Here is a 14,932-nt window from a genome sequence, read left to right as displayed (position 1 = left end):
TTTTGATTTTTGTTACATTTAGATGGCGTAATATTACATAACAATAATGTTACAGAGGGGGATGTGTTATAATTATTCAATTCTAAGAGAAACTGCGGGAACCGATACAGGAAAAGAGGAGGAAGTTATGATTCATCAAAAAAGAAAGCTGGGGTACTGTCTTTCAGTCATGCTGATATTGTCAATGATTTTGACTTCGGTTGCTGTGTATGGGCAGGAAACTTCAGATACGGAACAGGCAAGCAATCAGCAAGTGAAGCAGGAAATGGCTGATAGTTCGCTTGTAAAAGCGAGCAATACAAAAGTGAGCGTAAATAAAAGCTATTACAAACAGACTATGTATGGGAATACAAAAACATATTTCACATTTACTATTGGGTCTGGTGGATCTGTACAGCCTTCGATATGGATTTTGAAAGACTATGCATACGCCTATGGGTGGGAACCTTCTTTTGAATTCCGGATTGTCAATGCATCGAATCATAATACTCGCTATATGGCGGGCACGGCACGTGTTGAAGAAAAAATGATAGGGGATAACAACGGATTAGAATATATGCGTATCACCTTGGGTAAAACACGTTTGCCCGCAGGAACTTATGCGTTGGAAGCTGAAAGCTATAAAATGAAAAATCATAATGTACCAATCAGTTTTAACATCAAATATGTCAATGAAAGTGGTTTGTCAAGCGTAGAGAGTGAGTTTAACAACACTAGAAACACTGCTGATGTGATTTCGAGGAATAAGACCTATCAGGGAAACAGCAATTATAAGGATTATGACTATTATAAAGTATCGATACCGTCCACCAGAGATACGACGATTACGTTAAAAACCCATTATGACTGGATCGAAGAATCAGGAGCCGGAGATGAAAATAAACGAGCAAGAAATAACAGCATAGAACTTCTTGATGCTAATGGAAACGTTATTATATCGGATTTTGGTTATTTATGGGATAGTAATTCACCGACGATAGACAGCAATGGTGTGAGATGGGCCGTTGTAAGCCAGACGAAAAGGCTGGCGGCCGGTACATATTACGTTCGAATCCAGGGTGATGAATCATATATATACGACCATTATGAGAATGGATATTCACAGAAATACGAAAGTACGAGAGACTATTATTTCTCCGTTACCGATGATTCGGCGTTTACAAGAATCGCAGGAGCTGATCGGTATGAGACAGCATTGCAGATTGCCGATGTATTAAAAAGAAAAATTGGATCGGGAGGAAAGTTCCAGAATGTTGTTGTGGCCTGTGGCGAGAATTATCCGGATGCACTGGCAGGCAGTTATCTGGCCAAGAAAAAGAATGCACCGGTACTGTTGGTGCCGAATGGCGGATCCAGGGAGGATCAGATCGCATCATATATTCAGGCTAATATCAGCTCATCCGGCACTGTCTATATCCTGGGAGATGAAGGCGTTGTTTCAAAACGTTTTTACAATAAAGTTGCAGGATTCCAAGGCAGTAGCAGGGTAAAACGCCTGGGTGGGATCGATCGATATGACACGAACGATAAAATTTTAAGAGAGGCTGGAATAACTTCATCTGATCGAGATATGATGGTTTGTACAGGCAATGGATATGCAGACAGCCTTGCAGCTTCGGCGCTGGGCAAGCCGATCCTTTTGGTCGATCGCGATTTAACCACAGCACAGCGACAGTATTTGTCTAATGGGAGCATTAAAAATATTTATCTGGTTGGAGGCGACGACGTGATTTCAAATTCGACAATGAATGCTATTAAAAACTGTAATTACAGTGCATCGGTCAGCAGGCTCGAAGGCAGTACCCGGTATGGGACATCCGTAGCAGTCGCCAGGAAATTTTTCTCAGGTAAAAGCAGTAATGTCGTAGTGGCTTATGGAGAAAATTTCCCGGATGGACTGGCTGGCGGACCGCTGGCAATGGCAACCGGCAATCCGCTTTTACTGGGGTGTAATACCAGCAGTGCTATGTCTCCGGTAATAAATTTTGCTACAAGTCAGGGAACCAGTGGCGGCTATGTCCTCGGAGGTGCGAGACTTGTGGACTCGTCGATGCTGAATCGGATGATAGGAAGGTAAGAATAAAATTTTGGCTATTTGGAGTACAGAAGAAAGCGAGAAGCGTATGAAGAATATACAAACAGTTATGTCGGTTATAATTATATTGTGTTTTGTAGTGATAGCAGTCCCTTGCATTACAGTAGAAGCTAGTGCAACAGCTCAAAAAGGTACAGCAGATGCATTAATCGAAGAAGCCATGAGATATCAGGGACTTAATTTGCCCCAAACTATACAGAAGATGAAAAAGAATCATAATGGGAAAATTTATGAAGACGATTATGATTCTGCTTGGTGTGCTTGGTTTGTATCTAATTGTGCGAATTATACGGGATGCAGTAATATAAATCAAGCAGTTACAACAGGTGACATATCAAAATATACTGTAAATAATAAAGGTGGTAAAATCACTTTTGTGGATAAAGATTTTTATAACCGTAGCAAGCATATTTATAGTTCAGATAGAAGAAGTTATGATAAACATTATAAACCTAAGAAGGGTGACATTATTTTTTTTCATGATGGCGATAGCTCAGTATGGCCATCACATGTAGGTATTGTAACCGGATCAAAATATGTTAATGGAAGTCTAAGGGTTAGTACGATAGAAGGAAATACAAGCAATAGTATTGTATATTATTATGCCAACAGAGGGGATACAGCAGATTCGTATAAGGTGGCATATGTAACGCCTAAATATGCGGATGATTGTGTCCATAAAATTACGGACACGAAAACAGGAAAGTGTTCAAAATGTGGGATGGAGTATATCAACTATGACAAACCAGATGTATCCAAAGCTACATCATATGCCAATAAATATTTTTATAAAATAAAGGCAGAAACTTATCTGAAAAAGTATCCATCGACAAATGCACAGAATAAGAGTAGCGCTAAACTGCCTGCAGGTAAGCATATCAATGTAATTGGTACATTGAGAAATAACAGTTGGTACAAAATCAAATATGGTGGATCGTCAAAATATATCGGGTATGTTCCGGCTAGTGCAATACAGAAATATACACCTGGAAATGATTCTACGATTAAATTCGGGGATGTTAAAGATAATTATACGGTTGTTCATGGCAGCAATCCGGGGATGGATACGACTGTAAGTTCTAATTATCCGATTCGGAATATTACTGTTCAGATCGGAACCAAGAAATATACTCAGACATTTAAATCTTTGTATTTAAGTAAGAACCTTAATTTAAAGAAAAATACTGGAATTAATTTCGCGAAGTTGTCATCAGGTACATATAATTATAAATTTACTGCAACTGATATTTCGGGGAAAGCTGTGACTGCTACAGGCAAATTCCTTGTATATGATAAGGATGTTAAAAAACCGACGATTGATGTCAAGAATACAAATGAGGGTAAGATTGTAACAATAAAGCATAATGTGACTGATGGAATCCTACACTATTCTGTAAATGGAAAATCTGCTTCGAACACATCGAATAAGAATGTTCCGATTACGATTAGTAAGGCGGGAACTTACGAATACAAAGCATTTGTTACAACAAAAGATAAAAAGCGCAGCTATAATACGAAGACAAAAGTTACTGTGAGCCAGGTGATGCCACCGACCATTGATGTGGAACAGACGGGGAAAAATGGTCAGGCAACGATTAAGGCGGCGAAGAGCGGATCGTCCATTAAATATAAAATAAATGAGGGATCCTATAAAGTGTATACAGGAAAAGCACTTACTATCAGTGATGGAGATACAATCAGTGCATATGCATATCAAAGCGGATATATCAGAAGCGATGTGCAGTCATTCACCGCAGAATTTGCAGAGCCGGCAGCCCCGGTGGTGACTCTTTCCAATGCTGATGGAAAGATTGCCGCAGGAAAGACGGCAACAGCAGTATGGAAGAAAGACAAGCGTGCCAGCAGTTACACAGCAAGACTGTACCGCAGCTCGGATAATTCCCTAGTAGAAGAAAAGGAAACGAAGGAATGCACAGAAAGCTTTACCATCAAGGATGCTGGTGAATATTACATCCAGGTAACGGCATCCAATGAGCTGGGGGACAGTGAGCCGAGTGAATTAGTATCGGTGGAAGCAGTGGCTCCATTGACTGTGACTTTTAAAAACGGATCAGAAGAAAACTCGGAGATACTGACGCAGGTAAATGCCGAATATGGGAGTGTTTTGAACGAGGTGACATCTCCATCGAAGAAAGGATATAACTTTGCCGGATGGGAGGATAGTGCAACAGGCGAGATTTCTAAAAGTGCATACCATAAAAATACAGTCAAAGAAGATAAGACATATATTGCAACATATGAAAAGAAAACTTATGAGGTGAAAATCTACGATACTGTTGGGAATCTGATCAAAACACAGTCTGTTGATTACGGAGAAAGCATTGATACAGAAGCTCTGATGGAAAAAGTAAACAGCAGCCTGAAAGAAGGATATGTTTTCGCTGGCTGGTCGGTGACACATACAGCAAGCGGAGACAGCATGGCGGATTATACGAAAGTAGATTCCGATATGGAAGTGCAGGCGGTAGCTAAATGGGGAAACAAGGATCTACCTGTCATCTTAAAGATCGAATCTGCTGGTCAAAGCGATAATGGGAAATATATCAATGCAGCTGTAAAGCTGACAACAGAAGAAAAGGCAGATTTGAAGATGTATCTGGTAGCTGCACTGAAGGCAAAAGACAGTGAAACAGGAGTAGAGCAGACTGTTTATACAGATAGAAAAATCGTATATCTGGATGCTGGTTCGGATAGTGAAGTAGAGAAAAATGTGACGTTGAAACTGAATCCGGGTCAGAACGTCAAGGTAGAGCAAATCAGTACGGTTGAGGTTGTGGCGCTGCAGTGCAAAGAGGATATGAGTACGGGAAGCACATATTCAAATGCGGACTTTTATAAGATTCCGATCAGCCATACCTGGGGACCCGTAAAAGAACCATGGCTTCCTGAGAAACCTTCAGAAACAAATGAAGCTCGCCAGATTTGTGAAAAAACACAGTATCGTTATCAGGATACGAAGATTGCCTACAGCGGAAAGGACAGCATGAGCGGTTATACGTATAAGGGGACAGAACCTGTAAGTATAACAGAGGGAAACTGGTCGTCTTCTGTTCCAGCTACAGGAACTGAGGTGACGGACGATTATAAGATCGTAAGGTCATATAAAGATTACAACGCAGAAAGATGGTATGCTTATTATTGTGATTGTAAAAAAACAGCATGGAAGAATAATTCGCAGGAGTGTCGATTTTGTAAGGGGAAAACAAAGAATATACTGGTGGTATATGGAGAGCCAGGAATCAAAGCAAATCATAGCAGTACAAATGATTCTTACTTTTTCAAGACAAAACTTACATCCAGTGCAAATGGAAAGATCCGAGTGATGTATTGGAATGGGAAAAGGATCACATCCTTTAAAACAAATTCCACAACACTGGCATGGGATAAAGCAGCACATATATATCTTTGGAAATCCAGCACTTTCCAGAGAAAAATCTATAGTGCAGTGACCACTAAAACGCGGAATAAATTTACGAAAGTCGGTGCATTTAGTGAGTGGTCAGATATAGAACCGGCAAAAGTAAGTGAAAAGAATACTGAACGTCGCGTTGAAACCCGTAAGGTGTATTCCTATCGGGAACTGATCAAAAATACAACTGAAACAGTAAAACTGGATATGGATGGATTGTATCAGTCAAGGCCGGGAAGTAAAATAAATTCAGCAGAAGATCTGAGCGGTAAAAAAGCAAGCATACTGGTTTACCAGACAAATAATACAGATCCAAACAAATATCAGCTTCAGTATTTAGGGCAGACAACGATCGGAGAAGGGAACTCATATGAGTTTAGTCTGATCCCAAGAGAAAAGCCGACAGCAGAGACCGGGAACTATATCGTTGCGCTGGCAGTAGAGGGAACGACCGGTCTGATCAAAGTGGATACGATCGAGGCTCCGAAGGCTGAGCATAAGGTCACAGTACAGTATAAAGACGAGACCGGCAAGGACATCAGCACGGTAAAGACGATCAGGGATCATGAAGATCTGGATATGAGCGATATCACAATAGCCGATGTGAAGGGATATTACTTCGGAGGCTGGACGGGAAGAACGACGGACATCCGGGAAGACGGGGTAGTGACGGCACAGTATGTACCGATCCTGAACTCTGTAGTATTTGTGGACTGGATCAATCAGAACCTGGATATCATCAGTGCGAAGACAGGAACGACGATCGAACTTCCGGGGGCGATCAAAGACACGGAAGGATATACCTTTACGGGATGGAAGCTGGAAGATGGGACTGTGTTGGATCCGGAGAAGGATACTAAGGTCAAAGTGAGCGGAAACATGGTGATCACGGCACAGTTCAAGCCGATCGAATATACCGTAACATTCCATGGAGTGGACGGCAAGGTGATCGACACGCAGAAGGTGAAATATGGAGAGGCTGCGGAGCCTCCGGCATACGAAGCACCGGAGGGTAGCGGGACCTTTGCAGGATGGAGCACGAGTGATGACTGGTGGAGTGTGGAACGTGATGTGGATGTTTATCCGATCATGACTTTTGAAGAGGCTGCACAGAAACCGGAGGCCAGAACTTATGTAGACGAATCGACGGATGAAGTCAAACTGGAACTGAGCACTGAAGAGACTGGTGCAAAGATTTATTACACAACAGATGGTACGGTACCGGAAGCTGATTCTATTACGGAATATAAAACAACGGATGAGGGCGATTATCAGGGCAGCCTGAAATCGTACAGTGAGCCGGTATCCTTTGCAGAAGATACACAGGTGATTGCGGTTGCTTCTGTGGATGGTAAGAATGAAAGTGCTCCGTTGATCGTTTACTATGATCCGAAATCTGAAAATATTGATGAAGTAGATAAGGATGATGGATGGAAAGAAGTTGGAAGCTATGATATTAAAGCAAAGTCTGGAAATGATGTTACGGTAGAGGCAAACTTAAGTGAAAATCCGGGATTGACCGGATGTGATTTCCTGGTAGATTATAATTCGGAAATCTTCTATGCAGATCGTGATGTATATGATGATCCAGTATGTACAAAAGGCCCGGCGTTCGAAAACGGAACCACGTTCGTTTCAGGCAATGAATCTGGAATTCGGATCACCGGAGTGTCGACTGTGGAAAATACCGCTGCGGGTAATCTGTTTAAACTGACACTGCATGTAGAAGATAATGCGGAAGAAGGGATCTATCCGATCTCGGTATACTATATGCCGGAGAATACACTGGATAAGGATTTCTATGAGACAGAGCTTCCTGGACTTTCTGCCAGAGTAACGTCTCAGGCAAGCATCGATCTGAACACGCTGGATGTCAAGCTGGCAAGAACAAGCTATACCTATGAGGGCAAGGCGATCGAGCCGGCAGTCAATATCGAAGGTCTGAAAGAGAATGAAGACTACACGGTAAGTTATGAAAACAACGTGAATGCCGGAACGGGTAAAGCTGTCATCAGAGGAACCGGTGGATATGAGGGAACGGTAGAAAAGGACTTCACGATCACACCGGCAAGTATCTCGGATGCTGATGTGAAAGCCATCGATGCACAGGAATATACAGGCAAGGCCGTTGAACCGGAAGTAACACTGACTTTCGGAGGGAAAACTCTTGAAAAAGATAAAGACTACACTGTCAGCTATTCCAATAATACAGAAGCAGGTACAGCGAAAGCGGCTGTAAGTGGCAAAGGAAACTTCAGAGGAAGCAGAGATGTGGGGTTCACCATCGAAAAATCTGCAAAGACCCAGATAGAGGAATTGCAGAAAGCGCTGGATGAAGCCAATGCACAGATCAGTTCTTTGAAAAACGAAAAGGCTGCTTTGGAAAAAGATGTGACAGAGGCGAAGAAGAAGCAGAACGAGGCTGAGACAGCAGCAGAGAATGCCAGAAAGGCAAAAGATGCAGCAGAAAAGGAACTGGCGTCTGCAAATGCAGATAAAGCAGAAGCACAGGCAAAGCTTGATGCAGCTAATGCAGATCTGGCAAAGGCAGAAAAGGAACTGAGCGATGCGAAGAAGGAGGTGGCTGATACAGAGCAGAAACTTGCAGATATGACTAAAGCGAAAGAAGAAGCAGAAAAGCGGGCAGAAGAAGCTGAGAAGAAGCTGGAGGAATTGCAGGGCGGAGAAAAGCCGGATGCAGACTTCAGCCGTTATGCAGGAACGTCCCGTTATGAGACTGCATTGAAGACTGCGGATGCATTAAAGAAGAGCCTGAAGGTCGATAAATTCGATTATATCATCGTAGCAGATGGAAACAACTATCCGGATGCACTGGCAGGAAGCTTCCTGGCGAAGGTGAAGAAGGCACCGCTGATCCTTGTGGATCGCAGCGTGGCAAGCGAAGATATGGTAGGTGAATATATCGAAAAGAACCTGTCCAATAAGGGAACTGTTTATCTGCTGGGCGGAAGCGATGTCGTGACAGTACGCTTTGAAAAGAGTCTGAAGGGTATCGACGTCGAAAGACTGGCTGGTACGACGCGGTATGAGACGAATCTTGAGATCCTGAACGAAGCAAAGGCGTCCGGGGAGGATCTGCTGGCATGTACAGGAGAAGGCTTTGCAGACAGCCTCTCAGCATCAGCAGTCGGAAAACCGATCCTTCTGGTGGATAATCGCGGTCTGATAGCGGAGCAGAAAGCTTATCTGGACAAGGCAGACGTACAGGATGTCTATCTCATCGGCGGAGCTGATGTGGTAAGCAATAAAGTAGGAAGAGAGCTCAAGGCTTATGATAAGGACGGTAAGACGGAGCGGATCGCGGGAGATAACCGTTACAAGACTTCTGTGGAAGTGGCGAAAGCCTTCTTCCCGAAGAAATGTGATTCGGCAGTGCTGGCATACGGCATGAAATTCCCGGATGGACTGGCGGGAGGACCGCTGGCGATCTCGATGGGATCACCGCTTCTGCTGGTAGAAGATACTGCATACGCAGATGCGAAGGCCTATGGAAGCTCTGTGGGCATCAGCAAGCTGGCTGTACTGGGAGGCACAGACGTGATCTCAGATGCGACAGCAGAGAGCATTTTGCAGTAAACGCAAGCTGAAAATTTAATGATATGGCGGGAAAGCTTTAGCAGGGCTTTTCCGCTTTTGCTATCAATTGATTTGACAGGATATGACTATATTGACTGGGAGGCGGATGTTTATAAGCGGCCAGGTAAATACAATAAGGTAAGTGATTCTGTTGAATTTACTGTTACTTCTGCGAATCAGAAGCATACCCAAAAGTATAAAATAACAGTATGGCAAAAGGATGCAAAACAGTTTAAGGATATTTCAAAGGTTAAAATTTCTGGAATCAAGAGTCAGGTATATACTGGATCTCCGTTAAAACCAGAGTTGATTTTAACGGATGGTGGTAAAAAGCTGGTAGAGAATACAGACTACACCGTTGTTTATAAAGATAATATCCAGCCGGGGACGGCGACTTTGATTATCGTAGGAATGGGCGATTATACTGGATCAGTAACTAAAACGTTCCGCATTTACAAACCTGGTGAGGCCGAAAAAGACTTGTTTGTCGACAGTAATATTGTTCGCATGGCTGGCGATACACGTTATGAGACGGCCTTGGAAACAGCAGATGCGTTGAAACAAAGCATGGGTATTGATGCATTTAACTATATTATCGTAGCAGATGGAAATAATTACCCGGACGCATTAGCCGGGAGCTATTTGGCAAAAGTGAAAAAAGCTCCGCTGATTCTTGTGGATCAGAGTGGCGTTAGTGAAAAACAGATCCGAGAGTATATTAAAGAAAATTTGAATGAAGATGGGACTGTTTACATATTAGGTGGAACGGATGTTGTTACCTCGCGTTTTGAAAGAAGTCTTAAAAGCATAAACGTAAAGAGACTGGCCGGAGAAACTCGTTATGAAACAAACCTGGAGATCTTAGAGGAGTCTGGTGTATCAGATGAAGACTTTCTGGCTTGTACGGGCGAAGGTTTTGCAGATAGTCTATCGGCTTCTGCAGTAGGGAAACCGATTCTTTTGGTTGATAACCGCGGTTTGACGAAACAGCAGAAAACCTATTTGGATAAGGTTGCCGTAGATGATGTCTACTTGATTGGCGGAGCAGATGTGGTTAGTAAGAAAGTTGGCAGAGAACTGCAGAAATATGATCAGGGTGATCAGGTGACTCGTATCGCGGGAGATAATCGATATAAGACCTCGATTGCGGTAGCAAAGAAATTTTTCCCGGACAAATGTGATACAGCTGTGCTGGCATATGGGATGAAGTTCCCGGATGGACTTGCAGGTGGACCTCTGGCGATCTCACTGGAATCACCTTTGCTGCTGGTGGAAGACACTGCATATGCTGATGCAAAAACATATGCCCAGAAAGCTGGAATCAAAAAGCTGGCAGTGCTTGGCGGAACTGACGTCATTGCAGATAAGACAGCAAATATGATAGTAAAATGAATTACTTAGATGATGGAATTTTCAATAAATAGATATTGTATTCATGAAAACGGTATGATAGAATAAAGTATCAATCAAATCGTTCGTTTAAAGTGAAAGTAAGAGGTGGATACATGAAAAAGAGAAGACTGATTCTTTGCAGTCTCGTCTCCCTCATCATGGTATTCGTGATGGCGGTGCCGATGACGGCAAGTGCAGCGAGAAATGTTGCTAAGACAGGGGATACTGAATATGCAACATTGGATGCAGCTGTTGCAGCAGCTCAAGATGGTGATACTGTTACGCTGTTGGCTTCAACCAGTATTGATGAAAACGTGATCATTCAGAAGAATATTACGTTGAATCTTGCAGGCCAGACCTTGCTTGCAAATGCAAACCTGCAGGCAGAAGGGCAGTTGAATATCACTGATACGAATGGTGGTAAAATCATTCTACAGCAGGATAAAACACAGAACAATAATGACAGTGCCAGCATTATTTCTAAAGGCACTGACGCGAAGATAACATTAGACAAGGGTTCCGTTATGGTAATTGGTTCTTTTAGAACTGGTTATGCATTTTATGCGAGAGATGGTGGTACTATTGTGATTAATGGCGGTACTGTTGACGCACAGGATGCAGCATTAACAGGCAATAATACTACTGGAGATATGAATTTTGAGGTAAATGGAGGTGTTTTAACTGCTAAACAAGGTCCTGCTATTTATATGCCGGGGCAGATCAGTTTGAAAATCACCGGAGGAACTTTGAATGGCGGTATTTCGCTGAGGATGGGACATGTTGTGATTTCTGGCGGAACGATCAATGCAGCTACAGACAATCTGGATGATCCAAAGGATTATTATGCTTACAGTGGAAACGCATGGCTTCCGGATGCTCTTTATGTGTTTGGTGGAACATATACGTCTGCTAGTGGCAATGATTTAGAACTGCAGATCACCGGCGGAACATTCAACTGTGAAAACGGAAAGGGCAGCGGTATTGCAATTTATGATATCGGTAAAACCGCACAGAAGATGAACACATCTATTTCTGGTAATACTGTTGTGAAAACAAATGCGAAGAGTAGAGATGCATATCAGATATTGAGTCTTTCGGATATCGGTGTAGATAATCCTAAAACTGGTTATGGAAATGCAGAATATACAGGAAAAGCAGAAAGTTCTATTTCTGGAGGAACTTTTAGCACCAGTCCTGTAAAGTATGTAGCAGATGGAAAAGTTGCAATTAAATTTACCAGTGGGCAAAATGAGAATTATTATGTCGGAACTGAAAAGGAGATTCAGGCAATCGTGAAAGATGCAAAGGCTAATGATGCGATTGATGTGCTGAAAGGTTCTGTAAATTTGAAAATCACGACTGGCGGAGTGAAGGTTACAAATAGTGGCGGTACTGTTACTGTGAACGATGAGGCAGTAAAGCAAAACGATACGATCACAACTGCGGATCGAGATATATTCGGGGATACTACAGTTGTAAGATATGCAGGTGCTACGCGTTACGACACTGCTTTGGAAACCGCTGATGCACTGAAGAGAAGCCTTGGTGTGGATAAGTTTAATAACATTATCATAGCAGATGGGAATAATTATCCCGATGCACTGGCTGGAAGTTATTTGGCAAAAGTAAAGAAAGCTCCTCTGATTCTTGTGGATCGCAGTATTGCAAGCGAGAACACGATTTGTGAATATATCGACGCCAACCTGACGGATAAGGGAACTGTATATCTGCTGGGTGGGAAAAACGCAATAACACAGCGTTTTGAAAAGAGCCTTGAAAACAATAAAGTTGTTCGTTTGGCAGGTAACACTAGGTATGAAACAAATTTAAAAATCCTGGAAGAGGCGAATGCAGCAAAGCAGGATCTGCTGGTTTGCACTGGAGAAGGATTTGCAGACAGCCTGTCTGCGTCAGCTGTAGGGGAACCGATTTTACTGGTAGATAACAGTGGCTTACTTGATAATCAGACTAAGTATCTGAAGAAAGCTGACGTAAAGGATGTATATCTGATCGGTGGAAGTGATGTTGTAAAGAGTAAAATTGCGACAGCGATGAAAGAGTATGACCAGGATGGTAAAGTAGAACGTATTGCAGGGGATAATCGATATAAAACGTCTGTAGCTGTGGCACAGAAGTTTTTCTCGGACAAGAACGACACTGTAGTACTGGCTTATGCCATGAACTTCCCAGATGGACTTGCGGGAGGACCGCTGGCAATGTCGCTCGATTCTCCACTGCTTCTGGTAGATGAATCTGGTGTTCAAGATGCGGCAGATTATGCAAAGACAGCTGGCGTTCAAAAGGCTGTAGTCCTTGGTGGCGAAAAGTTGATTTCAAATACTTCTGTTGCGAAAATTATTCAGTAAACAATTTGATTTAATCCAATTATAGTAAATGAAAACTGAAGATCCAAAAGCTGGATCTTCAGTTTTTTTAAGCTTATCTGTAAACATATTTAATTTAAATGATTTGATAGGGAAATCGATTTGATGTGGCATTGAAAATATGGCTTTGGTATGGTACAATAATTGAGTATGTAAATTATTCTTGTGTTAATTGGATAGAAAAATGAAAATGAATTTAAAATATATAAGGATAGCTATTTTAGTTGTAATTGATATGATCATTGTAGCATTTAGCTCACTAATACCATTGGTGTTGCGATTCGGTATTTTTACAATGGATCATTATTATTTAGCATCAGCACTCAAGTGCCTCCCGGCATATATGGTGATTACGATCGCTGTTCTGGCTGTTTTTCGACTGTATAATCGTGTATGGACGTATGCTGGTATAGATGAACTGATTTCGGTGTTAAAAGCGTCGTTTGTTATTGAGGCTATATATGTAGGCTATCAGATTTTTACCAGTGTGGACATGCCTAGGAGTTTTTATGTGTTTAACTGGATTTTCTTATTTGTTCTGCTTGCGGGATCTCGTGTGTCACTTCGCGTTTGGAAACAAATCAGACAGAAGTATCGTAAAATAGAAAATTCACGTAATGTTATGATTATTGGAGCGGGTTCTGCTGCATCGATTTTAATTAAAGAATTACAATTCGGCCGTGGGGATTCGAAAGTGATTTGTATTATTGATGATAATCCGGCAAAAAAAGGAAAGTATATTAATAGTATTCCTATTGTCGGAAACCGCAATGATATTCCATACATGGCGAAAAAATACCATATTGATGAAATCATTATAGCAATTCCATCTGCCTCACCGGTTACGATTCGTGAAATTTTGACTATTTGTCAGGAGACAGATGCGAGGTTAAAGCGATTACCGGCAATCACTTCTAGTTTGACGTCTTCTTTGAGCCAGACGGTGAGAGAAGTGAATTACGAGGACTTGCTGGGAAGGGATGCTGTTGTTATTGAAAACCCGGAACTGACAAATTTTGTGTCAGGAAAGACCATAATGGTGACCGGTGGCGGAGGAACTATCGGATCAGAGCTTTGCAGACAGATCATCGCAAATAATCCGGGAAAGCTTTTAGTTATTGATATTTATGAGAATGGTGCTTATGAGCTACAGATGGAATTGAAAAGGTTCTATCCAGATGCAGATGTAGAAGTATTGATTGCATCAGTTCGAGACTATGATCGAATGGAAAATATTTTTTCGATGTATAAACCGGATATTATATATCATGCAGCAGCACATAAACATGTGCCGTTAATGGAATACTCTCCTAATGAAGCAGTCAAGAATAACTGTATGGGCACATTAAATATGGCGAAACTCGCCGACAAATATAATGTGTGTCGTTTTGTACTGATTTCGACTGATAAGGCCGTACGCCCGACTAATGTTATGGGAGCAACGAAACGAATTTGTGAAATGATTGTACAGACATATAACCGGCAATCAAAGACAGAATTTGTGGCGGTGCGTTTTGGCAACGTGTTGGGCAGCAACGGATCAGTGATTCCTCTGTTTTTAAAACAAATCGAATCCGGAGGACCGGTGACTTTGACTCACAAGGAAATCACTAGATTTTTTATGACAATACCAGAGGCTGTTTCTCTTGTGCTGAAAGCAGGACTGATGGCGAGAGGCGGAGAAATATTTGTACTAGACATGGGTCAGCCTGTGAAGATTTACGATCTGGCTGTAAATCTGATCAAGATGAAAGGATACGTGCCGGGTCAGGATATTAAAATCGAAATAGTAGGTCTGCGACCAGGAGAGAAACTTTATGAAGAACTTCTTATGGCCGAAGAAGGGCTGCAAAGTACAACAAATGATTTGATATTTATTGGTAAGCCAATTGATTTAGATGGTGAAAAGTTCCTGGAGGAGTTAAATCATCTGATTCAGGTAGCATATAATAATGGTGATACAATAAAATCTGAAATTGAAAAAGTTTGTGATACGTATCACCCACAGGAGCTGTCTCTTATACACATCTCCGA

General features: G+C 42.0%; 5 protein-coding genes and 1 pseudogene. All 6 read left to right on the top strand.

Annotation, left to right across the window (positions count from 1 at the left end):
* Positions 1-127: 127 nt before the first annotated feature.
* Entirely contained in the window at positions 128-2,077 is a 1,950-nt protein-coding gene (locus H8876_RS04885) for a cell wall-binding repeat-containing protein (protein ID WP_249286777.1), read from the top strand.
* Between the two features lie 46 nt (positions 2,078-2,123).
* Positions 2,124-2,660 (top strand): annotated as a pseudogene (locus H8876_RS10310) (CHAP domain-containing protein); the annotation flags it as partial.
* A gap of 72 nt (positions 2,661-2,732) precedes the next feature.
* The gene (locus H8876_RS04880) at positions 2,733-9,122 is read left to right on the top strand and encodes a cell wall-binding repeat-containing protein (protein WP_249286776.1); all 6,390 of its coding nucleotides are present in this window, start codon (positions 2,733-2,735) and stop codon (positions 9,120-9,122) included.
* 18 nt (positions 9,123-9,140) lie between these two features.
* Entirely contained in the window at positions 9,141-10,514 is a 1,374-nt protein-coding gene (locus H8876_RS04875; RefSeq protein ID WP_249286775.1) for a cell wall-binding repeat-containing protein, read from the top strand.
* A 182-nt stretch (positions 10,515-10,696) separates the two neighbouring features.
* Positions 10,697-12,880 (top strand): cell wall-binding repeat-containing protein, encoded by a 2,184-nt coding sequence (locus H8876_RS04870; protein WP_249286774.1) that lies wholly within the window; start codon positions 10,697-10,699, stop codon positions 12,878-12,880.
* A gap of 202 nt (positions 12,881-13,082) precedes the next feature.
* The coding region (locus H8876_RS04865; protein ID WP_346727839.1) for a polysaccharide biosynthesis protein at positions 13,083-14,932 on the top strand (1,850 nt) is incomplete at its 3' end.

This window comes from Lentihominibacter faecis (assembly GCF_014306095.1).
Taxonomy (GTDB): Bacteria; Bacillota; Clostridia; order Peptostreptococcales; family Anaerovoracaceae; genus Lentihominibacter; species Lentihominibacter faecis.
The sequence above is the reverse complement of the archived record's forward strand: the minus strand, read 5'-3'. Positions and strand labels throughout refer to the sequence as shown.